Origin of the sequence: Pseudomonas sp. MWU13-2862 (assembly GCF_023242495.1) — a bacterium.
Classification (GTDB): domain Bacteria; phylum Pseudomonadota; class Gammaproteobacteria; order Pseudomonadales; family Pseudomonadaceae; genus Aquipseudomonas; species Aquipseudomonas gingeri_D.
The window spans coordinates 110,264-133,159 of record NZ_JALMEZ010000007.1; the positions used below are offsets into that span (position 1 = coordinate 110,264).

Here is a 22,896-nt window from a genome sequence, read left to right on the forward strand (position 1 = left end):
CCGTGACGTTGATCGAACGCATGCGCCAGGTCGGCCTGAGCGCCGATGTACGGGTGTTGTTCGGCCAGCCGAGCTTGTCGGCACTGGCGGCAGCGGTGGGCGGCAGCACGGAAATCGTAGTGCCGGCCAACCTGATCGTTGAAGGCTGCACGCATATCACTCCGGATCTGCTGCCATTGGTCAATCTGACCCAGGTGCAGATCGACCGGGTAGTGGCGAGCGTACCGGGTGGCGCGGTGAATATTCAGGACATCTACCCGCTGGCACCGTTGCAGGAGGGGATTCTCTATCACCACCTGGCGGCGGAGCAGGGCGATCCCTATGTGCAGCAGGCGCTGTTCTACCTGGAAGACCGCGCGCGGCTGTTGGCGTTTATCGACGCCTTCGAGGGTGTGATCGGTCGCCACGATATCCTGCGCACCGCCGTGTTGTGGGAAGGCCTGGACGAGCCGTTGCAAGTGGTGCTGCGTCGGGCACCGATGGTGCTGGAAGAAATGACCTTTGCGCCTGAGTCCGGTGATATCGCCAGCCAACTGCGTGGGCATTTCGATCCGTTGCACTACCGGCTCGATGTGCGTCAGGCGCCATTACTGCGCCTGGCCTGCACCTACGACGCCGCTCAGCAGCGTTGGGTCGCCTTGCTGCTGTTCCACCACATGGCCCTCGACCACACCGCGCTGGACGTGGTGCGCCACGAGATGCAGGCCTATCTGCTGGGGCAGCAGGCGCAACTGGGGGCGGCGGTGCCGTATCGCAACTACGTGGCCCAGGCCCGTCTGGGTGTCAGCCAGGCGGCTCACGAAGCCTTCTTCCGCGACATGCTCGGCGATGTCGACGAGTCGACCCTGCCGTTCGGCCTGGCCGATGTGCAGGGTGACGGCAGCGCCATCGAGCAGGCCCACCTGATGGTCGACGAAACCTTGAGCCTGCGCTTGCGTCAATGTGCACGCCAGCTCGGCGTCAGCGCCGCCAGCTTGCATCACCAGGCCTGGGCCCAGGTGGTCGGCGGCCTCAGCGGTCGCGAGGACGTGGTGTTCGGCACCGTGCTGATGGGCCGGATGCAAGGCGGCGAGGGGGCGGATCGGGCGTTGGGGATGTTTATCAACACCTTGCCTTTGCGCATCGAGGTCGGAGCGCAGGGTGCCCGGGCCGGTGTCCGGGCGACCCATGCCCGCCTGAGCGCCTTGCTCGGTCATGAGCACGCTTCCCTGGCCCTGGCCCAGCGTTGCAGCGGCGTCGCCGCTCCGGCACCGCTGTTCAGTGCCTTGCTCAACTACCGGCACAGTGGCGGGCAGCTCGACAACCAAGCCCAGGCGGCGTGGAACGGGATCGAGAGCCTGGGTGGCGATGAGTGGACCAACTACCCGCTGTCCCTGAGTATCGATGACCTCGGTGAAGCCTTTGTGCTGACCGCGCAAGTGCTGGCCGAAATCGGTGCCCAGCGCATCTGCGGCTACATGCATGCGGCGCTGGACAACCTGGTGGAAGCGCTGGAACGCACGCCGGAAATGCCGTTGCATGATCTGCCGATCCTGCCGCTGGCGGAACGCCGGCAGTTGCTGCTCGACTTCAACCGGACCGAACGTGCCTATCCCCACGGCCAGTTGATCCATCAGCTGTTCGAGGCCCATGCGGCGGCACGGCCACAGGCAATCGCGGCTCGTCAGGGTGAGTTGACTGTGAGCTACGGTGAACTTGATACCCGCGCCAACGCCTTGGCCCACAGCCTGCGCGAGCAGGGCGTGGTGCCGGGTACCCGGGTGGCGATCCTGCTGGATCGTTCGATTGACTTGCTGGCGAGCCTGTTGGCGACCCTCAAGTGCGGCGCCGCTTACCTGGCGCTGGATCGCCTGGCCCCCGAGGAGCGCGTGCGCTTCATGCTCGAGGACAGCGAGGCAACGGTGCTGCTGACCCGCAGCGACCTGTCGGCCCCCGAAGGCACGCCACGCCTGAACCTGGATACCCTGGAGTCGCTGACCCTGGCGGTCAACCAGGCGCCACCGGCACTTGAGGGCAACACGGCGGGAGACACCCCGGCCTGCATCATCTACACCTCCGGTTCCACCGGTCAGCCCAAGGGTGTGATCGTCAGTCACAACGGCCTGGCGCGTCTGGTCCAGGACAATGGCTACTACGATTTCTCTCCCGAGGATCGCGTGGCCTTCTCCTCCAACCCGGCGTTCGACGCCAGCAGCCCGGAAATCTGGGGTGCCTTGCTCAATGGCGGGCAGTCGGTGATTGTCGAGCATCAGGTGCTGCTTGAACCGACGGCCTTTGCCCGGTTGCTGCAGCGCAGCGAAGTGACGGTGTTGATCACTTCCACGGCCTTGTTCAACCTGTATGCCGGGTTGATCCCCGAAGCCCTGGCGGGACTGCGCATGGTCATGTGCGGTGGCGAGCGGGCTGATCCGGCGTCGTTCCAGCGGGTGCGCGAGCACTCGTCCACGGTCCGCCTGTTCAACGGTTACGGTCCGACCGAAGCCACCACCTGCGCCAGCCGCTACGAGGTGTTCGACATACTGCCGGGGACCCTCGGCCTGCCGATCGGCCAGCCCAACGCCAACGTGCGCATCTATGTGCTCAATGCCCGGCGCGAGCCGGTGCCGGTGGGTGTGGTCGGCGAGATGTATATCGGCGGTGCCGGGGTGGCACTGGGTTACCTGAATCGCCCGGAAATGACCGCCGAACGCTTCAGCGACGACCTGTTCGCCGAGCATCTCGGTGGCCGGCTCTATCGCACCGGTGACCTGGCGCGCTGGCTGCCGGACGGCAACCTCGAGTACCTGGCGCGCAACGATGGTCAGGTGAAGATCCGTGGTTTCCGCGTGGAGCTGGGGGAAATCGAGACCTGCCTGCATCACTGTGCCGGTGTGCGCAACGCCGTGGTGGTGGCGCGCGAGGACAGCCCGGGCGACAAGTACCTGGTGGCTTATTACACCGTGCAACCCGACGGCGAAGTCCCGGAGTCCGAAGCTCTGCGTGCGCAACTGGCCGCCGACTTGCCGGAATATATGGTCCCGGGTGTCTGCATTCGCCTGGATGCCTTGCCCCTGACGCTCAACGGCAAGGTCGATGTGCGGGCCCTGCCGGCACCGGAGGCGGAGCAGTTCGCCACCCACGCCTTCGAGGCGCCGCACGGCGATCTGGAACATCGTCTGGCGCAGGTCTGGGCCGAGGTGCTCGACCTGGAGCGGATCGGGCGGCATGACAGTTTCTTCGCCCTGGGCGGTCATTCGCTGCTGGCGGTGCGCCTGGTCAGCCAGCTGACGCTGGCCGGGTTGCCGGTGTCGCTGGCCGAGCTGTTCCAGCACGCCAGTGTCGCGGCGCTGGCCGGGTTGCTGGAAAGTCGCACAGGTGAAGTGCGTTCGAATGAGCAACTGGTGCCGGTACGCACCACCGGTAGCCAACGGCCGTTGTTCCTGGTTCACGAGTTCACCGGCCTGGACCTGTACTTCCCGACCCTGGGTCAGCATATCGACAGCGATATCCCGGTCTACGGCCTGCCTGGCGTGGCCCTCGGGCAGACGCAGTTGCAGACCATGGAATGCCTGGCGACCCGTCTGTTGCACCTGATGCGCACGGTCCAGCCGCAAGGGCCTTATCGCCTGGCCGGCTGGTCGTTCGGCGGGGTGTTGGCCTATGAGATCGCCATCCAGTTGGTTGGCCTCGACGAGGAAGTGGAGTTCGTCGGCTTGATCGACACTTATCTGCCGCGCCTGGTGGATCAGGGCCGGGCCCGCTGGAATCCGGATAATGCGCACCAACAGCATCTGCTGGAGCACTGCGAACGGTTCTGGACGGGCCACGACGAGGGGGCGGCTGTCCTGGCCCGGCTCGAAGGGCTGCGTTCAGAACTTCAGTCCTTCGATTTCGAAGGCCTGCTGCAACGCTGCCGCGAACAGGGCGTGCTGCCGCCGGAGCTCGATGTCTACGGGACCCAGGATCTTTGGCAGTACCTGGATCGCGAAGTCGCCCACGGTCATGCCCAAGCTCACTACACGGTGTACGCCAACAGCGTGCCGGTGCATCTGTTTACCGCCAGCGAGCGGGCCCATGACGCACCGGCCCACAGCGGCTACCTGGGTTGGGATGATGTGCTGCCGCTGAGCCAGTTGCACAGCATCAAGGTGCCGGGTGATCACCAGAGCCTGATGCAGGCGCCGCATATCGAAGGTCTGGCGCAGGCGATCAACACGGCGCTGGCCGGTCTGGCCGGTCGTCCGTCGCCGACCCGCGGTGTTCACCAACCGTTGCTGACGATCCAGGGTGGGAGCCGCGATCACACGCCGGTGTTCTGCGTGCCGGGGGCCGGCGACAGTGTCACGGGCTTTATCGGCCTGACCGATGCGTTTGGTCCGCACTGGCCGATCCATGGCCTGCAACCGCGCGGGCTGGATGGTCGCACGGTGCCCTACAGCCTGGTGGAGACGGCCGCCGAGGCTTATCTGCTGGCCATCGACAGCGTGCATCCGACCGGGCCGGTGCATCTGCTCGGTCACTCCTTCGGTGGCTGGGTGGTCTTTGAAATGGCCCAGCGCCTGACGGCGCGGGGTCGCGAGGTGGCTTCGCTGACCTTGATCGACAGCGAGTCGCCGGGGGGCAACGGTGTGGTGGGTAAACCTTATACGGCGATGGGCGTGCTGGAGCGCCTGATCGAGACCATGCAACTGGCCGCGGGCAAGTCGATGGAGGTCGATCAGGCCGCCTTCGCGGCGCAGGACGATGCCGGCCAGATGCGCTTGCTGCATGCCGGGATGGTGCGGGCCGGGTTGTTGCCGCAGCGTTCGGCGCCGGACTCGATGCGTGGGCCGGCACGGGCTTTCGGCACGGCCTTGCGTACCCGTTATCAACCGTCGTCGATCTACACCGGGCCGGTTCGCCTGGTGCTGGCCGACGACCCGGTGCTGGACGCGGCGGGCAACCAGCGCGAGCAGCAGTCGATGGTCGCCGGCTGGCGCCGTTGTGCACCGGATCTCACCGTCTGGCGTGGGCCGGGCAACCATTTCACCATCCTCAAGGCGCCGCATGTGCAACATCTGGCGAGCTGGTGGCGAACCCATCAATAACACAGTCTCTTCAAGCCCGGCGGCGGGGCCGCCGGGTCAACCCTCAACACATTCGTGGCTTTCTATGAAAAAGTTGAAGTTTCGCAAAGTGGTAATCGTGGTAGTGCTGCTGGTTCTGGCGGCGATTATTTTCTACAGCGTGCAGGCCCCGGCAAAACCGCCGGAGTACCTGACCGCCAAGGTCGAACGCACGGATATCGAGAACTCCGTGCTGGCCAGCGGGGTCCTGCAAGGTATCAAGCAGGTCGATGTCGGTGCGCAGGTCTCGGGCCAGCTCAAGTCGCTGAAGGTCAAGCTCGGCGACAAGGTCACCCAGGGCCAGTGGCTGGCGGAAATCGATCCGGTGGTGCTGCAGAACGCCCTGCGCCAGACGCAGGTCAATGAAGAGAACCTGATCGCGCAGAAACAGGCGGCGGCCTCGCAACTCAAGGATGCCAAGGCGACCTACGAGCGCTACAAGCTGCTGCGTGAGGACGACGCGATTTCCAAGCAGGACTTCGAGACCGCGCAATCGAACTTCGAGGTCAAGGGCGCCAACCTGCTGTCGCTGGAAGCGCAGGTCAGGGACGCACGGATCCAGGTCGAGACCGCCCGGATCAATCTGGGCTACACCCGCATCGTTGCGCCGATCAACGGTGATGTGGTGGGCATCGTGACCCAGGAAGGCCAGACCGTGATCGCCAGCCAGCTGACGCCGGTGATCCTCAAGCTCGCTGACCTGGACACCATGACCATCAAGGCCCAGGTCTCGGAGGCCGACGTGATTCATATCGTCCCGGGCCAGGAGGTGTATTTCACTATCCTCGGTGACGCCGACAAACGTTATTACGCCAAGTTGCGCGGCACTGAGCCGGCGCCGCAGAACTTCCTCGATGCCCAGGCCACCGGCGCCAGCAAGCAGAACACCGCGGTCTTCTACAACGCCTTGTTCGATGTGCCGAACCCGGATCATCGCCTGCGCATTTCCATGACCGCCCAGGTGCATATCGTCCGTGACCAGGCCAAGACCGTATTGACGGTGCCGGTGGCGGCACTGGGTGACAAGAACCAGGACGGCACCTTCCCGGTACGGGTGGTGGATGATCAGGGCCAGGCGCAGATCCGCAATGTGCAGACCGGCATCAACAACAATGTGCGGGTCGAGATCAAGAGCGGCCTGGCCGAGGGTGACAAAGTCGTGATCGGAGAGCCGTCGGCAACACCTGTGGTAGCGGGAGCCTGACCATGAGCCGACCCCTGTTGGAACTCAAGGGCATTACCCGCCGTTTCGTCGCCGGTGAGAAGGATTTCATCGCGCTCAATGACATCAACCTGACGATCAATGCCGGCGAGCTGGTGGCGATTACCGGCGCCTCGGGCTCCGGCAAGTCGACCCTGATGAACGTGCTCGGTTGCCTGGATCACGCCAACAGCGGCAGCTACAAGGTCGACGGGCGTGAAACCAGCACCCTCAGTGACGATGAGCTGGCGGAGTTGCGCCGGGATCACTTCGGCTTCATTTTCCAGCGCTATCACCTGTTGCCGCACCTGGGGGCGACCCACAACGTCGAAATGCCGGCGGTCTATGCCGGCACCGGCGAGACCAAGCGCTACAGCCGCGCCCAGGAACTGCTGGTGCGCCTGGGTCTGGCGGGGCACCTGGAACATCGGCCGAGCCAGTTGTCGGGCGGTCAGCAACAGCGGGTCAGTATCGCCCGGGCGTTGATGAACGGCGGCGAAATCATCCTCGCCGACGAACCCACCGGGGCCCTGGACAGCGTCAGCGGCAAGGAGGTGATGAAGATCCTGCTGGAGCTCAACAGCGCCGGGCACACGGTGATCCTGGTGACCCACGATGAAAAGGTCGCGGCCCATGCCGAGCGCATCATCGAGATGCGCGATGGCGAGATCATCGCCGACCGGGTCAACGCCAATCGCCCGGTGGTCAACGAAAAAGCCACCGAGCGCCTGCCGGCCAAACCCAAGCAGGGCAACCGGCTGATGGCCAGTCTGGCGCTGTTCCAGGAGGCCTTCGTGATGGCCTGGGTGGCGCTGATCTCGCACCGTATGCGGACCTTGCTGACCATGCTCGGGATCATTATCGGCATCACTTCGGTGGTGTCGATCGTGGCCATTGGCGAAGGGGCCAAGCGCTATGTGCTCAAGGACATCCAGGCCATCGGCAGCAACACCATCGAGATCTTCCCCGGTAGCGACTTCGGCGACAACAAGGCGGGGTCCATCGAGACCCTGGCACTGTCCGATGTCGCGGCCTTGAGCGGCTTGTACTATATCGACAGTGCCTCGCCGAATATCGGGCGCAACCTGTTGGTGCGCTACCGCAACCTCGATGTGACGGCGACGGTCAGTGGGGTCAGCCCGAGCTACTTCCAGGTGCGCGGCACCAAGATAGGCTCGGGGGTGTCGTTCACCAAGGACGACGCCAGGCGCCAGGCGCAGGTGGTGGTGATCGACTACAACACCCGTACCCGCCTGTTCGGCCCGACGGTGGACCCGCTGGGCCAGGTGATCCTGGTGGATAACCTGCCGTGTACGGTGATCGGCGTGACCGAGGACAAGAAAAACATCTTCAACACCAGCAAGAACCTGAATATCTGGATGCCCTACGAAACCGCGGCGGGTCGGGTGTTGGGCCAGAGCTTCCTGGACAGCATCACGGTGCGGATGAAGGATGGCCAGCCGAGCAAGGTGGTCGAGGACAACGTCAGCAAGCTGATGGAGAAACGCCATGGGACCAAGGACTTCTTCACCTACAACCTCGACAGCGTGATGCAGACGGTACAGAAGACCAGCCAGTCGCTGGCCTTGCTGTTGTCGTTGATCGCGGTGATCTCGTTGGCGGTAGGGGGCATCGGGGTGATGAATATCATGCTGGTATCGGTGACCGAACGGACCCGTGAGATCGGTATTCGCATGGCCGTGGGGGCACGTCAGTCGGATATCCGCCAGCAGTTCCTGGTGGAGGCGGTGATGGTCTGCCTGATCGGCGGGGTGATCGGCATCAGCCTGTCGTTCGGCATCGGCTATGTGTTTTCCCTGCTGGTCAAGGAGTGGCAGATGGTGTTCTCGGTGAGCTCGATTGTCACCGCGTTCATCTGTTCGACGCTGATCGGTATCGTCTTTGGCTTCGTGCCGGCACGCAATGCCGCGCGGCTTGATCCGATCGAGGCGTTGGCGCGGGATTAAGAAGAAGGGCCCGTCGTTTGTACGACGGGCCCTTTTTGATCTCTCGGGGTGACGCTGATCATGTGGGAGTGGTGCCTGCCCGCGAAGCTTTCAGCGTCGCGGGCAAGCACCGATGGGCTCAGCCTACCGCGCTGACGCTGGTAACCCGTGCCGCGCTGCTGCTCTTGAGAGCCTGTTCGAAGCGATCGAGGACCTGGCCCACTTCCGACTCGGTAATGTTCAGGGGGGGCAGGAAGCGCAGGACCGCGCTATGGCGTCCGCCGGTCTCGATCATCATGCCGTTGTCGAAGCACTCCAGCTTGATCGCCCGCGCCCGTGCGCCATCACCCAGCCCTGGACGCGAGCCGGTGCCCGGCTTGACGATTTCCACCCCGAGCATCAGGCCACGGCCGCGCACATCGCCGATAAAGGGGAAGTGCCGGGCAATATCCTCCAACCCGCTTTGCAACTGCTCGCCGCGCCGCGCGGCATTGCCCACCAGGTCGTGCTCCCTGATGTAGCGCATGGTCGTCGCCCCGGCGACCATGGCCACCTGGTTGCCACGGAAGGTCCCGGCGTGCATGCCCGGGCCCCAGGTGTCCAGGTGCTCGGCATAGACGATCACCGACATCGGGTAGCCGCCACCGATGGCCTTGGACAGCACCAGGATATCCGGCGTGATCCCGGAATGTTCGATGGCGAACAGGCTGCCAGTACGCCCCAGTCCGGTCTGCACTTCGTCGATGATCAGCAGGATGCCCTGCTCACGGGTGATCTCGCGCAGGGCCCGCAGCCACTCGGCCGAGGCCGCGATGCAGCCACCTTCGCCCTGGACCACTTCGACCACCACCGCCGCCGGCTTCGACACACCGCTTTCCGGGTCACAGAGCACGGTGCGGATGTAGTCGATGGAGAGACGGTCGGTGTGTTCGCCATCGGTGCCGAACGGGCAGCGGAAGCGGTAGGGGAACGGCAGGAAGTGGGTGCCCTGGGCTATCAGGCCCGCCTTGGGATTGAGGTTGCCCATGGCCGACAGCGCCCCGGCGGTCATGCCGTGGTAGCCGCCATGGAAGGCCATCAGTGGGGAGCGTTGAGTGTAATGGCGGGCCAGCTTGATCGCCGCTTCGACCGCGTCCGAGCCGCTGGGGCCGCAGAAGAGGATCTTGCTGTGGTCACGCAGGCCGGCCGGCAGGGTCGCGAACAGCTCCTGGACGAAGGCGTGCTTGGCCGGGGTGGCCAGGTCCAGGGCCTGCTGCAGGTGATCGCTGTTGAGGAACTCGATCACCGCATCACGCACCACCGGTGGGTTGTGACCCAACGCGAGGGTGCCGGCATTCGACAGGCAGTCGAGGTACTCCTGACCGTTGGCATCCTTGACCCGCATGCCCCTGCCGCTGACAAACAGGCGTTGGAACGTCGCTGCATAGGTGCGCGCGTTCGACTCCAGTTTCTTGAGATTACTTAACTCTTCCATAGTCGATCACTCATTGGCACAGGTGCGAATTCATTGGCGGCTCATTTCGAGCTGAGCCCGATTCTGTAAGAGCCCTGCGGTGATCGCCACTTTATTGCGTCCGGGATGTCCCCGTTTTCCACGCCAGACAGGCCGTGGCTGCTGGGGTTAAATGCGTGCCACGAAAGGACTTTATGGCGCGGGAAGAAAACACCGCGCCGGCCCTCGTAGCCGTCTGCGCCATCACCCGTTTTCCTATTTCCCAGGACGCCTGTGCCTAGGTGTCTTCGAGAGCGTTATGCCTATCGCCAAACCTGCCGCCCACCGCCTGCTGTCGATGTTGTTCGCGACGCTGTTGGGCGGTTGTACCTTGGGGCCGGATTACCACTTGCCGGCAGTGGCCGTGGCCCGCCAGTGGCATGCGCCGTTGCCCCATGGGGCAACGGTGGTGGGGTTGCACGATTGGTGGCAGCAGTTCAATGACCCGGCGCTGGCGACCCTGCTGCAGCTGGCCGAGGCGGACAGCCCTTCCCTTGATCGGGCCCTGGCGCGTATCGCCCAGGCCCGCGCAACCCTGGCCGGCAGCATCGCCGACGCCCAGCCGCAGCTCAACGGCGGGCTGACCAAGGCCCGGGCCGGCCTGCGCCAGAGCGGGTTGAAGCAGCGCGGCACCACCTCCGGTGCCACCCTTGATGCGGCCTGGGAACTGGATCTGTTCGGCAAGCTGCGGCGCAACGACGAAGCGTCGCGCAACTTGCTTGAGGCCCGTGTCGATGACTGGCACGACGCCCGGGTGTCGCTGGCCGCCGAGGTCGGTGATGACTTCGTGCAATACCGCGGCTGCCAGATGCTGGTGAACGCTTACCGAGACCAGGCGCAATCCCAGGACCAGACCGCACGCCTGACCCGGCTGTCGTTCCAGGCCGGCTTCACCTCCGCCGCCGACGCCGCGCTGACCGATGCCAGCGCCGCCGCCAGCAGCGCGACCCTGACCAATCAGCAAAGCGAGTGTGATGTGTTGCTCAAGAGCCTGGTGGCCCTGACCGGCGGCGCCGAAGAACAGGTGCGCGAAGTGCTCGCCCAGACGCCGGCGCGGCTGCCCGAGCCGGCGTTGCTGGACGTGCGGGAAATTCCCGCCAACCTGTTGCGCCAGCGCCCGGACCTGGCCTCCAGCGAACGCGAACTGGCCGCGGCGAATGCACAGATCGGCGCTGCCCAGGCCGACCGACTACCGAGCCTGAGCCTGGTCGGCTCGTTTGCCGTGGGCAACACCAGCGGCGCCTACAGCCGGAACTGGAGCCTCGGCCCGCAACTCAGCGTGCCCCTGTTCGATGGTGGCAAGCGCCGGGCTGCGGTCGACTCGGCCCGGGCCGGGTACGACGCGGCCCTGGCGACCTATCGACAGACCCTGCGCACGGCGGTCATGGAGGTCGAGCAGTCGCTGGTGCGCCTGGATGCCACGCGGCATTCGGAAGTCGATGCGCAGCGCGCCACCGACGGTTACCAGGAATATTTCCAGGCCATCGATCGTAACTGGCACGCCGGCAATGCCAGCCTGCTGGATCGTGAGTTGGCCCGTCGTTCGGCGTTGTCGGCGCAGATCGAGCTGATCACCTTGCAGCAGAATCAGGTGCGCTACTGGATCGCGCTGTACAAGGCCCTGGGCGGTGGCTGGCAGGATAATCGCGCGGGACTTGCCGGCGCCGCGCCGACGCGAGGCGGGGCATGAAGCCGAGCCTGGGTTATGGGCTGCTGGCGGTTGCCGCCCTGGCACTTTCGGGGTGGCTGCTGTTTGGCCGCGCCGCCTCGGCACCGGCTGCCGCGGTCGTGCCGGCCACCAGCCTGAGTGTCGAGACGGTTCAGCCGCGCCGCGAAGACTGGCCGCAGGAGTTGCTGGCCAGCGGTGCGCTCGCGCCCTGGCAGGAAGCCGTGATCAGTGCCGAAACCGGCAGCCTGCGCATCGCCAGCTTGAACGCCGATATCGGTGACCGGGTGAAGCAGGGCCAGGTGCTCGCGACCTTGGCCGATGACAGCGTGCTGGCCGAGGAAAACAAGCAGAAAGCCGCGGTCGCCCAGGCCGTTGCGCAGTTGCAGGAGGCCCGTTCCAATGCGCGGCGTGCGGCATTGGTCGGGCAGAGCGGGGCCTTGTCGGAGCAGCAACTGGAAGAATATCGGGTCAAGGTGCAGACCGCCGAGGCCAATCTGGCGGCGGCGAACGCCGACCTGCGCACCACCCGCATCAAGCTGACACAGACCCGCATCGTCGCGGTGGACGACGGGATCATCTCCGCCCGCAAGGCCTTGCTCGGCGACGTGGTGGCGGCTGGCGCCGAACTGTTCCGGATGATTCGTGATGGCCGTATTGAATGGCAGGCTGAACTGGACGCGCAACAGTTGTCGGGAGTGCGGGCCGGCCAGCCCGCCCGCGTGACGCTGCCAGGTGGCACGCAGGTCGAAGGGCGGGTGCGGCTGGTCTCGCCGGTACTCGACAGCAAGACCAGCCGGGCGCTGGTCTATGTGTCCTTGCCGAGGGGCTCCATGGCGCGGGCCGGCATGTACGCCAGCGGCCGTATCGAACTGCCGACCCGTGCGGCGCTGACCGTTCCGGACACCGCCGTGGTCCTGCGCGATGGGCGTTCCTACGTGTTTGTGCTGGGCCAGGACATGCATGTCAACCAACAGGGCGTAGAGGTCGGGCGCCGTCGCGGGCAGGCGCTGGAGATCGTCGGCGGCCTGGCGGAACAGGCGCGGATCGTGCGCAGTGGCGGCGCATTCCTCAGTGACGGGGCGAGTGTGACCCTGGTCGGCAGCGAGGCCCTGGCCCGATGAATATTTCCGCGTTGTCGATTCGTTATCCGGTCCCGGCGGTCATGCTGTTCGTGCTGCTTACCCTGTTCGGTGTGTTCGGCCTGGAACGCCTCGGCATCCAGGACTTCCCGGACACCGATCTGCCCACAGTCGTCATCAGTGCCTCGCTGGAAGGCGCGGCGCCCGAGCAACTGGAAACCGAGGTGGCACGCAAGATCGAGGACAAACTGACCTCGCTACGGCTGTTGCAACATGTCACCACGCTGATTGCCGACGGCAGCGTGAGCATCAACGTGACCTTTGCCATCGACAAGGACGGCAACGAAGCCCTCAATGAGGTGCGCAATGCGGTGGACAGCGCCACGCCGGAGTTGCCGGCGAACCTCGATACGCCGTCGGTATCGCGCCTGACCACCAATACCTCGGCGCTGCTGACCTATGTCATCGGCGCACCGCGGATGGACGAAGAGGCCTTGTCGTGGTTTGTCGACAATGAACTGAGCAAGCAACTGCTGGCGGTACGCGGGGTGGCCAAGATCGTCCGGGTCGGTGGCGTGGACCGCGAAGTCCAGGTCGACCTCGACCCGGCGATGATGGCCGGCCTGGGCCTGAGCGTGAACGACGTGGCCAGCCGCCTGCGGGCCATGCAGAAAGACAATTCCGGCGGCCAGGGTGACCTCGGCAGCGGCCAGCAGGCCTTGCGCATCCTCGGCGCTATCGACGATCCGGCGGCGCTCGGGGCCATCCGCATTCCCATCAGTGACGGGCGCATGCTCGCCTTGCAGCAGTTGGCCACGGTGCGTGATACCCATGCCGAGCGCAGCACCCGGGCTTATCGCGACGGCCAGCCGCTGATCGGTTTCCAGGTGATCCGCTCCCTGGGCTTTTCCGACGTCGGGGTGACCGCCGATGTCCGCCAGGCGATGAGCCGGTTTGCCGGGCAACACGAGGATATTCACGTCGAAGAGGCGAGTAACACCGTTGCACCGGTGCTGGACAACTATCGCGGTTCCATGGCGCTGTTGTACGAGGGCATGTTGCTGGCCGTCCTGGTGGTCTGGTGGTTTCTGCGGGACTGGCGGGCCACCATTGTCGTTGCCACGGCACTGCCGCTGTCGATCATCCCGACCTTCGGCGTGATGTATTTCGCTGGCTTCACCCTCAACACCATTTCCCTGTTGGCCCTGGCCCTGGTGATCGGCATCCTGGTGGACGATGCCATCGTCGAGGTGGAGAACATCGCGCGGCACCTGCGTATGGGCAAAAGTCCACGGCAGGCGGCGATCGAGGCTTCCGACGAAATCGGCCTGGCGGTGCTGGCAACCACCGTGACCCTGGTGGCGGTGTTCCTGCCCACGGCCTTTATGGGCGGGATTTCCGGCAAGCTGTTCCGGCAGTTCGGCGTGACCGCCAGCACGGCGTTGATCTTTTCCCTGTTGGTGGCGCGCTTGTTGACGCCGATGATGGCGGCGTATGTGCTCAAGGCCGGGCCGCATGTCGAGCATGACAGCCGCTTGATGACTCGTTACCTGGGCTGGATCCACGCCAGCCTGACCCGGCGCAAGGCCACCATGGCCCTGGTCAGTGTGCTGTTGCTCGGCTCCCTGGCGCTGATTCCGCTGCTGCCCACCAGCTTTCTGCCGGCCCAGGACAATGCCCGCAGCACCATCAGCCTGGAATTGCCGCCGGGCAGCAGCCTGGCGCAGACGGCGGCGATCACCCTGCAGGCCGATGCGCGCCTGCGCGCCATCGCCGAAGTGGCCCACGTTTTCGCCGCAGTGGGCAGTGGCGATATTGCCGGCGGTGGTAATCGCAAGTCGGTCCTGACCGTCGACCTGCTACCGCGCAACCAGCGCGAGCTCAAACAGTCGGCGGTCGAAGCGAAGATGCGCGACGCCCTGCGGGGGTTGCCCGGGGTGCGGGTCAATGTCGGCGGCGACGGCAGTGGCGAACGCCTGCAAATCGTCCTGGCCAGCGATGACGGCGACTTGCTCGAGCGTACCGCCACGGCCCTTGAGCCGCAGTTGCGGCAACTCAAGGGCATCGGCAACGTGACGTCGAGCACGGCAGTGCAGCGCCCGGAAATCCAGATGCGTCCGGATTTTGTCCGCGCAGCCGAACAAGGTATCAGTAGCCAGGACATTGCCGACACCTTGCGCATGGCCACCTACGGCGATTTTTCATCGTCCCTGGGCAAGATCAATCTGTCCCAGCGCCAGGTGGATGTCCGGGTGCGCATGCAACCGCAGGTGCGCAGTGACCTGGAGACCATCGCCCAGTTGCGGGTCAAGGGCCGTGACGGCCAGGTCGCGCTGGCTTCCCTGGGGCAGATCAGCATGGGCAGCGGCCCGGCGCAGATCGATCGGCTCGATCGCCTGCGCAATATCACCCTGTCCATTGAACTCAATGGGCGCAATCTGGGCGAGGTGATGGAGCAGGCCAGGCAGTTGCCGGTGATGCAGCACCTGCCGGCCCAAGTGAAACTGGTGGAGCAGGGCGAGTTGCAGTTGATGAGCGAGTTGTTCGGCAACTTCAGCCTGGCCATGGCCGTCGGCGTGTTCTGTGTCTATTCGGTGCTGGTGCTGCTGTTCCATGACTTCATGCAGCCGCTGACCATCCTCTCGGCCTTGCCCCTGTCGTTGGGCGGAGCCTTGTTGGCGCTGTTGATCGGTGGGATGAGCTTTTCCCTGGCCTCGGTCATCGGCTTGCTGATGCTGATGGGGATCGTGACCAAGAACTCTATTCTATTGGTGGAGTACGCGATCATGGCCCGTCGTGACCAGGGCATGAGCCGCTATGAGGCGTTGATCGATGCCTGCCACAAACGGGCGCAGCCGATTCTGATGACCACCATCGCAATGGGCGCGGGCATGCTGCCGACGGCGCTGGGATGGGGAGGGGAGTCGAGTTTCCGCCAGCCGATGGCGGTGGTGGTGATCGGCGGCCTGTTGGCCTCGACGGTGCTCAGCCTGTTGGTGGTGCCGGTGATCTTTACGTATGTCGATGATGGGCTTGAAGGGGTCAAGCGGTTCTTTCGCACACCTCGATAGATGCAACAGGCTGCTATCGAGGTGTTTTCACGAATGAGAGCAAAACGTCAGAGGGCGTTTTGCAGGGCGAGGGTGTTTTCCGGGCCCGTCCTGGCGTCCGCCGAATGCATCCAGCGGATCAGCGAACGACGACCGCCGATGCCCATCTTGATGGAGGCACGCTTGAGATAGCTTTCCACTGTATTGACCCGTAGCGCCAGCTGGTCGGCCAGTTCCGGTGCCGTACGCCCGGCCAGCAGGCCGACGCAGACTTCGGTTTCCCGTGAGGACAGATTCAACCCGGACATCTCCAGGCGTTCGATAAAGCGCTGACGCAAGGCATCCATGCCGCCGTTTTCCAGCTCCTGGGTGATCGAGAGGGCTTCCTGACGGACCGGCGTCGGCAACAGGGCCTCGATATGCTCGCCTATCATGGGCAGCAACAGGCAGGAGAAATCCTGGAGGAGCGCGCGTTCCTGCGTGGAAAATCCCAGGGACGGATTGGATCGATAGACCGACAGCGCGTAGCAGCGATTTTTCGTGCGGCATATCAGGTGCAGGTGGTTGGGGGAAGCGTGCTGCGTGGACGCTCGCTGGCAGCAGGCCAGCTCGGTTTGAGGTGCCGGCCAGGTGTCGTCGCCTGGCTGGGCGGGCTGCTTGACCGACGAGGCATTCATCAGGGTGTCGGTGCAGATCGGGCTGATGCCCACGCCACCGATACTCGAGGTGATCGACTGTGCGGCATTCGCGGTGTCGATCCGCAGCTCGGTGATGTGCGTGGCGTCGACGGGCAGTTGGGCAGCAATCAGGTCATGCAGCACGCGCGGAAAATTACGGTTGCCGGTGCTGGCAATCACTTTGCCGACTGACGGGAAAAGTCTTTGCAAGTTCATCCGTTCTCCATTTTTTTATTCTGGGCACATCGGCAAGCGCCGCCCACGGTCCATGAGGATTATTGGTACGTATTAGTTTATTTGGGTCATATAACGAGTTGCGTTGCTTAAATGAGTCGCGCCGTAATCGACCGCAGGCAATGCAATCAACGGCAGCTGATCGCCTGTCAGGCACTGCATATGATTTATCTTGAGCATATTGTCATAGATTCTGGGCGTACACTCCAAGGTGCCATAGATGACTTTCTCACCCTTGCTGCCTTGTGCCACATTGTGTCGATGGAGGGCCCAGCCAGAGCGCCTTAGAATTTTTTCCATCATGGCATCTACAATAACCTCATAAGTGCTGACCTCTTGGCTACGGGCAAACTGTAACATTGCCATGAACAGTGCGGCGGTACGAAAATCAACTTTGGTCTTGCTGAAGTCGTTGCTCGATGTGTCGGTGCTCAACAGCGCAAAGCGGGTGGCCTCCCAGCAGTCAAACGGGTCGGGCCTGGACAGATCGTCACTGAGCATGAAGCTCAAGGCGCCACACATCAGGGTCGGTTTACAGGAGGGGCGAAGTCTGACACAACCGGTCACCAGTGGCCCTTTGTGGGAGTAAATATAGATCGCATCATCATTGTCATATTCATCGAATTCATAATCGCTGCCGGCGTAGCTTTCAATATCCCATTTCCGGCGATCGATAAAAGCGGCTTTGCGGATACTGAGTATTTGCTCTAATGCCTGGGTCGGCAGTTCGCTGTAGCTGGCGATAGCGATATGCACGTCGGAGAAAATGTACGAGTGCTCGGAGAAAATGTACGAGTGAGGGAAATAGCCGATCATAAGTACGTCGCGGATAGGGAGGAGGTGCTTATTTATAGTGATCCTGTATAAGCGCGGCAACTGTACTTAAGTGCAGGTGGCTGGCGAGGGCAAAGTACTGTTTAATTGTCGTCGTGAGACTTTCGCTGATCCGGCTGTTTATCGGTGTTTGGCAGGTTGTACGATAACTGTGATGGGTGGGGGGATTATAAGAAGGTGGTCCCCGTCGCTGTGACAATGCTCACGAGTTGGCCTTCTATTTGAAGAGTCTGGACGCGAATTCATCAAGCTGCAACAAAGGCAAGGGTGTTTTTGCTGTTAATAGGAAAACGGATTTTCCACTCTGGAAAATAAGTCGACTGGAAAATAAATCTATTTTGGATTTTCGGGGGGGGGTCATGTATTACATTGCAATTGCAATGCTCACGGTATTACTGGTGCCAGGGCCGACCAATTCGCTGCTGCTGCAGTCTGGGGTCAGTCGCGGTCTGGGCGGTTATTCGCTGAAGTTGATTCTTGCCGAATGGATGGCCTACCTGATCCAGATTTCCGCCTGGGGTATATCCATCGATGCGCTGACCGCCAATTACGGCTGGGTGGTGGTGGCGACGAAGATCCTCGCGGTGGTTTTCCTGTTCTACATTTCGCTGAAGCTGTGGTTTTCGGTGCATCTGGATACGTCAGGCAAGCCCGCTGCCATCTCGGTTTCGGCGCTGTTCCTGGCGACACTGACCAATCCGAAAGGGCTGTTTTTTGCTTCGTTCGTTGCCCCCGCCGGAACCTTCATGCACCTGGAAAGTTATCTTTCATTCATGGCGATCTTCTCCCTGGTTATTCTTCCCGTGGGGATTGTTTGGGTGGGACTGGGAACGGTCTTTGGGCGCAATCTGCCATCGATAATATCTGGTAATCGGGTCAATAGATTTGTTTCATTGGTCATTGGTTTGTTTGCCAGTATGGCGTTGTATAACTTGGCCTCGAAAGTAATATTGGCGTGATGAGAACACGTGAGTCGGCCCCGCAAGTGCGAGACCTGTGCGGCGATGAAGGGGGGCGACTCGAGCGTGGACAGTTAAAAGATATTGTGCCGAATGGCCTTGACCATGGCCTGCTTGACATTGGTACAGCCCATTTTTTCGGTGATTTTCTTGGCGTAGAATTTCACCGTCCTTTCAGTGATATTCATGATCAGGCCGATTTCCTGGTAATTCTTGCCGAGGGCCAGCCAGTGGAGGAATTCAATTTCCCTGGGACTCAGCGAGAGGAGCTCTTCCTGGCTCACCTCAATCGGTCGATATTGATGGGCAATGGTCCCGATGGCCTTGATCAGGAACATGTTCGACTGGACGATACGATCAAAGTCAGGGTCGCCCTCAACACAGGGCAGGTGCAGGGAACCAAAGGCGCTGCCGGGTTCATGAAGGGGAATGCTGAAGCCTTGATCAATGCCATAGCGCGCGGATTGTTCGAAGACTTTGCTGGGCGCATGAGTGCAATCGTTTACCGTCGTCCAGAAGAACGGCCGCGAAGTGATGGCCGCGTTGGCCATCACCGGGTCGGACTTGTAGAGCGCCTGCTTGCGGTAGGTCTCAACCCATTCGGCGGGGTAGCTGCTATGGATCGAGATATCACCGTTATCAACTAAGTGCGAATCGAGGTAGACATAGGCAAATCGTGTTATTTCCAGTTTATAGAATACCCAGGTCAAGACATCTACATAGGTTTTTGTGCTGGCCCCAGGGATGTTGTTCTCAACTTCTCTAACCAAGTCAAACGTATGTTTGATTGTGCGGAGTTTAGGCATGACAAGCGGGCTCCGGTTGGCTGGATGTGCTCTGTTATATGGATCCAAATGGGGTGTGTCTGACTTATAGCATCGCCCGAAAACCATTTCAATATGTGTCAAATAGAAAACATAATTTGACGCAAGGGCGATTAAATCACTTATTTTTGACGCTTTGTGCTTTCGTCGGCTCGGCCAAGTGGTCAAGTTTCCTCGATGATTAAGGGCGTATTAAGAGTTTCGGGATAATCGCAGGGGGATGTAATGGGATCAGAGCGCCGCTCTCTTCATTCCTCCCTCAGGCCTGACGGAACCGGTCGATAGCGCCGCCCCCTCAGTCTCAGCTAAGTTTACCTGGGTAGTCTCCTCCCTGCGCCGATTGTGGCGCCGTTAAGGAGACGCCCGCAGATGAAAGCGCTGACCACAGCCGACTGGCTGAACAAGGTTCCGGAAGTGACACTGTCCTTCTGGGTGATCAAGATCATGTCCACCACCGTGGGCGAAACCGCGGCCGATTTCCTCGCCGTCGACGCCGGCCTGGGGCAGGGCCTGACCAGCATCGGCATGGCCGTACTGCTGGCCATCGCCTTGTTCGGCCAGTTGCGAACCCATGCCTACACCCCTTGGATCTATTGGCTCAGCGTGGTGCTGGTGAGTGTGGTCGGGACGCAGATCACCGACCTGCTCACGGACAAGCTGGGCATCAGCCTGTATGTCAGCACGGCGATCTTCTCGGTGTTGCTGGCGATCAATTTCGGCATCTGGTATGCCCGCGAACGCAACCTTTCGATCAATGAAATCGTTACGCCGCGCCGGGAGTGGTTCTACTGGACGACAGTGCTCTGCACCTTTGCTCTCGGTACGGCGGCGGGCGACCTGGCCACCGAGGCCCTGGGGCTTGGCTTCACCCTCGGTTCGCTGATTTTCGCCGGGTTGATCGCCTTGACCCTGATCGCCTGGCGCCTGGGCGGTAACGCAGTGCTGACTTTCTGGATCGCCTACATCCTTACCCGTCCGTTCGGTGCCTCCCTGGGCGACCTGCTGACCCAGGCCAAGACCTACGGCGGCCTGGGCATGGGCGCCGCCTGGACCAGCGCGATCTTCCTCAGTGTCATCCTGATCCTGGTGGTCGTCGCGCAGTTCAGCGTCGGCAACCGCAAGCTCGCCACTCAATAACCCATTCAAATACACCCAAGGAATTGTCATGTTCAACGTTCAATCCGTTATGCGCAAAGCCGCTGTTCTTTCCGTGATTGCCTTCCTCGGCCTGGCCGCCGGCTGCTCCAAACCCACTGACGCGGCCAAGGTTGCCGCGGCACCGGGCACGGCCAGCGCACCTGTGGCAGCAAGCCAGGCCACGGCCTCGAAACTCGGCGACCTGTCGGCCTTCCAGAACATTGCCGTCGATGTCGCCGCCCTGGTCGAGAAGAACGATCTGGCGGGCGCCAAGACGCGGATCAAGGACCTGGAGCTGGCCTGGGACTCCGCCGAAGCCGGCCTCAAGCCGCGTGCCGCGAGTGATTGGCACGTGCTCGACAAGGCCATCGACAACTCGCTGGATGCCCTGCGTGCCGGCAGCCCGAAACAGGCCGACTGCAAGGCGACGATGGATGAGTTGCTGAAAACCTTCAACGCCATGCAAGGTAAAAAATGATCTTGAGTCACCCGGTTCGAATTTTGTTGGCCGGATAAATCGCTTCGTGCACGGGTGAACAGATGCTTCAATGCAGGCTCGGCAATCATCACGCAGGATGAGCGCCGAGTCTTTTTTTAGCGGAGAGGGATATGCGGGTATTGCTGGTCGAAGACGATCCCATGATCGGCGAGGCGATCCAGGGCGCATTGATGGATGCCAGTTACGCCGCCGACTGGGTCAACAACGGCACGACCGCCCTCACGGCGCTGGACACCCAGCACTATGACCTGGTGCTGCTCGATCTCGGCTTGCCGGGCAAGGACGGGCTCGAAGTGCTGGGTTGTATTCGCGCTCGCGGTAACGGCGTGCCGCTGTTGATCATCACCGCCCGCGACAGCCTCGATGATCGCCTGGAGGGCCTGGATGGCGGTGCCGACGACTATCTGCTCAAACCTTTCGACATGGCTGAATTGCTCGCGCGCATGCGCGCCGTCCTGCGCCGCAAGGGTGGTACCGCGCTGTCGCAACTGAGCAACGGCGTGGTCTCCCTCGACCTGATCTCGAAACAAGCCAGTACCGAGGCAATCCCCGAGGTCCAGCTCTCCAGTCGCGAGTTTGCCTTGTTGCAGGCCCTGCTGATCCGACCGGGGGCGATTCTCTCGCGCAGCGATCTGGAAGACCGGATCTATGGTTGGGACAACGAAGTGGAAAGCAACGCGGTGGAGTTTCTGATCCACGGCTTGCGGCGCAAACTGGGCAGCCACGTGATCAAGAACGTCAGGGGCATGGGATGGATGGTTTCAAAAAACGCCTGAGTGAGTCGGTCCAGCTCAGGCTGTCGGTCTCGCTGTCGCTGGCTATTCTGATCGTCGCCCTGCTGGCCGGAGTCTTTGCCTTTGTCTCGGCTTTCGACGAGGCCCTCGAAATGCAGGACAACACCCTGCATCAGGTGGCCGTGCTGTTCGAACGCCAGCAGATGACGCTGGCCTATCCACGGCCGGAGGGCGTGGTTGCCGGCGACGATGAAGAGTCCCGGGTGACCGTGCAGTATCTGGGCGATGACAAGCGAGCCCCGGCCAATGTCGAGACCGGTGGACCGCTGCCGCTACCGGCGACCCTGGCCGATGGCCTGTCGACGCTGACGGTTGCTGGCGAACCGTTCCGGGTGCTGGTCAGGACCTTGGGCAACGGTCAGCGCATCGCGGTGGCCCAGGAAACCGGTATCCGTGACAGGGATGCCCGTGAAAGTGCCTGGCGCGGCCTGTTGCCGTTTCTGATCCTGTTTCCCGTGCTGCTGCTGGTGGTGGCTGACCTGTTGCGCAAGTTGTTCCGGCCTATCACGGTGCTGGCGGCGGAGATCGATCGGCGTGGCGAGCAGGAGCTCCACGCGATTGACGAAAATCATGTTCCGGCAGAAGTCCGGCCCTTTGTGCTGGCGATCAATCGCCTGCTCGGCCGGGTCGCCCAGTCGATGGAAAGCCAACAGCGTTTTGTTGCTGACGCCGCCCACGAATTGCGTTCGCCGCTGACTGCACTGTCCCTGCAAGCGGAGCGGCTGGCTGCCAGCGAGATGTCGGGTCTGGCCCGGGAGCGCCTGTTTGTCTTGCGGCGGGGCATCGAGCGGGGCAAGAGCCTGATCGAGCAACTGTTGGCGCTGGCCACCGCCCAGTCGAACGCGATGCCGTCCAGTGCGCCGGTCTCGGTGCACGCGGTCTATCGTCGGGTACTGGAGGACTTATTGCCGCTGGCCGAACTCAAGCAGATCGATATCGGTGTCGAAGGGGCAGAGGACGTGCACCTGGCGCTCAGCGAGATCGACCTGCTGGCGCTGGTCAGGAATCTGGTGGACAACGCCATTCGTTATACGCCCGCCGGTGGCCGTGTCGACCTATGGGTCAGCCGGGAGCAGGGTGGAGTGCTATTGCAGGTCAAGGACAACGGCCCCGGTATCAGCGTTGAAGAGCGCGAGCGGGTGTTCGATCCCTTCTATCGCAGCCTGGGCAGCCAGGCAGTCGGCTCCGGGCTGGGGCTGTCCATTGTCAAGGCCATTGCCGAGCGTAGCGGAGCGCGTATCCGCCTGGCGTACTGCGATGAGGTGGCGCAGCGAGGGTTGTGGGTTTCGTTGTGGTGGCCGCTGACGACAGCCTAAGCTAATGCAAAAAAGATATTTATTGAGGGTTTTTAAGATCGTATAGCTTTAACCCAGTGCTGATCAATCGCTGGGTTCCTTGTCTTTCCCCTGCCTTGAGC

15 protein-coding genes (1 of these 15 running past the window's edge) are annotated in these 22,896 nt (G+C 62.5%); 11 read left to right on the forward strand and 4 right to left on the reverse strand.

Annotated features, from left to right (window positions below; all coding sequences use genetic code 11):
- The 3 genes from M5C56_RS14325 to M5C56_RS14335 all read left to right on the forward strand — a co-directional run.
- A protein-coding gene (locus tag M5C56_RS14325) for a non-ribosomal peptide synthase/polyketide synthase (RefSeq protein ID WP_247263194.1) crosses the window boundary here: on the forward strand, nucleotides 1-5,066 show its 3' portion. It extends 25,924 nt beyond the left edge of the window; only the last 5,066 of its 30,990 coding nucleotides appear in the window; its start codon lies beyond the left edge, outside the window; the stop codon is at nucleotides 5,064-5,066.
- 64 nt (nucleotides 5,067-5,130) lie between these two features.
- Entirely contained in the window at nucleotides 5,131-6,288 is a 1,158-nt protein-coding gene (macA, locus tag M5C56_RS14330; RefSeq protein WP_103498129.1) for a macrolide transporter subunit MacA, read from the forward strand.
- Between the two features lie 2 nt (nucleotides 6,289-6,290).
- Nucleotides 6,291-8,252, forward strand: a complete 1,962-nt coding sequence (locus M5C56_RS14335; RefSeq protein WP_103498128.1) for a MacB family efflux pump subunit — start codon at nucleotides 6,291-6,293, stop codon at nucleotides 8,250-8,252.
- Nucleotides 8,253-8,370: 118 nt separating this feature from the next.
- Here the strand turns inward: M5C56_RS14335 and M5C56_RS14340 are convergent, their stop codons facing one another.
- Nucleotides 8,371-9,705 carry a diaminobutyrate--2-oxoglutarate transaminase family protein gene (locus M5C56_RS14340; RefSeq protein WP_103498127.1) on the reverse strand — a complete coding sequence of 445 codons (1,335 nt, stop codon included), beginning with the start codon at nucleotides 9,703-9,705 and terminating at the stop codon, nucleotides 8,371-8,373.
- A gap of 277 nt (nucleotides 9,706-9,982) precedes the next feature.
- Here M5C56_RS14340 and M5C56_RS14345 point away from each other — a divergent pair, with 277 nt between their 5' ends.
- The 3 genes from M5C56_RS14345 to M5C56_RS14355 are packed head-to-tail and all read left to right on the forward strand — an operon-like array spanning nucleotide 9,983 to nucleotide 15,542.
- Nucleotides 9,983-11,413: an efflux transporter outer membrane subunit gene (locus tag M5C56_RS14345; RefSeq protein WP_103498126.1), complete on the forward strand. Its 1,431-nt coding sequence runs from the start codon at nucleotides 9,983-9,985 to the stop codon at nucleotides 11,411-11,413.
- A complete protein-coding gene (locus M5C56_RS14350; RefSeq protein ID WP_103498125.1) occupies nucleotides 11,410-12,513 on the forward strand; it encodes an efflux RND transporter periplasmic adaptor subunit in 1,104 nt (367 codons plus the stop codon). Before M5C56_RS14345 ends, M5C56_RS14350 begins: the two co-directional genes overlap by 4 nt.
- Nucleotides 12,510-15,542, forward strand: a complete 3,033-nt coding sequence (locus M5C56_RS14355; RefSeq protein WP_103498124.1) for an efflux RND transporter permease subunit — start codon at nucleotides 12,510-12,512, stop codon at nucleotides 15,540-15,542. The genes M5C56_RS14350 and M5C56_RS14355 overlap by 4 nt, the downstream gene beginning before the upstream one ends.
- 47 nt (nucleotides 15,543-15,589) lie before the next feature.
- On the opposite strand, the gene M5C56_RS14360 is transcribed toward M5C56_RS14355, so the two are convergent.
- Nucleotides 15,590-16,414, reverse strand: a complete 825-nt coding sequence (locus M5C56_RS14360; protein ID WP_103498123.1) for a helix-turn-helix transcriptional regulator — start codon at nucleotides 16,412-16,414, stop codon at nucleotides 15,590-15,592.
- A 72-nt stretch (nucleotides 16,415-16,486) separates the two neighbouring features.
- Nucleotides 16,487-17,248 carry an acyl-homoserine-lactone synthase gene (locus M5C56_RS14365; protein ID WP_103498122.1) on the reverse strand — a complete coding sequence of 254 codons (762 nt, stop codon included), beginning with the start codon at nucleotides 17,246-17,248 and terminating at the stop codon, nucleotides 16,487-16,489.
- Nucleotides 17,249-17,625: 377 nt separating this feature from the next.
- Here M5C56_RS14365 and M5C56_RS14370 point away from each other — a divergent pair, with 377 nt between their 5' ends.
- Entirely contained in the window at nucleotides 17,626-18,225 is a 600-nt protein-coding gene (locus M5C56_RS14370) for a threonine transporter RhtB (protein ID WP_103498121.1), read from the forward strand.
- A gap of 74 nt (nucleotides 18,226-18,299) precedes the next feature.
- On the opposite strand, the gene M5C56_RS14375 is transcribed toward M5C56_RS14370, so the two are convergent.
- Nucleotides 18,300-19,031, reverse strand: a complete 732-nt coding sequence (locus M5C56_RS14375) for a LuxR family transcriptional regulator (protein ID WP_177100490.1) — start codon at nucleotides 19,029-19,031, stop codon at nucleotides 18,300-18,302.
- 387 nt (nucleotides 19,032-19,418) lie between these two features.
- Here M5C56_RS14375 and M5C56_RS14380 point away from each other — a divergent pair, with 387 nt between their 5' ends.
- The 4 genes from M5C56_RS14380 to M5C56_RS14395 all read left to right on the forward strand — a co-directional run bounded on the left by M5C56_RS14380 (nucleotide 19,419) and on the right by M5C56_RS14395 (nucleotide 22,795).
- Complete coding sequence (locus tag M5C56_RS14380; RefSeq protein WP_103498119.1) at nucleotides 19,419-20,186, forward strand: hypothetical protein; 768 nt, start codon at nucleotides 19,419-19,421, stop codon at nucleotides 20,184-20,186.
- Between the two features lie 28 nt (nucleotides 20,187-20,214).
- Nucleotides 20,215-20,664: a hypothetical protein gene (locus M5C56_RS14385; RefSeq protein WP_103498118.1), complete on the forward strand. Its 450-nt coding sequence runs from the start codon at nucleotides 20,215-20,217 to the stop codon at nucleotides 20,662-20,664.
- Between the two features lie 131 nt (nucleotides 20,665-20,795).
- Nucleotides 20,796-21,461: a response regulator gene (locus M5C56_RS14390; protein ID WP_103498117.1), complete on the forward strand. Its 666-nt coding sequence runs from the start codon at nucleotides 20,796-20,798 to the stop codon at nucleotides 21,459-21,461.
- Entirely contained in the window at nucleotides 21,437-22,795 is a 1,359-nt protein-coding gene (locus M5C56_RS14395; protein WP_103498116.1) for an ATP-binding protein, read from the forward strand. Before M5C56_RS14390 ends, M5C56_RS14395 begins: the two co-directional genes overlap by 25 nt.
- Nucleotides 22,796-22,896: the final 101 nt, after the last annotated feature.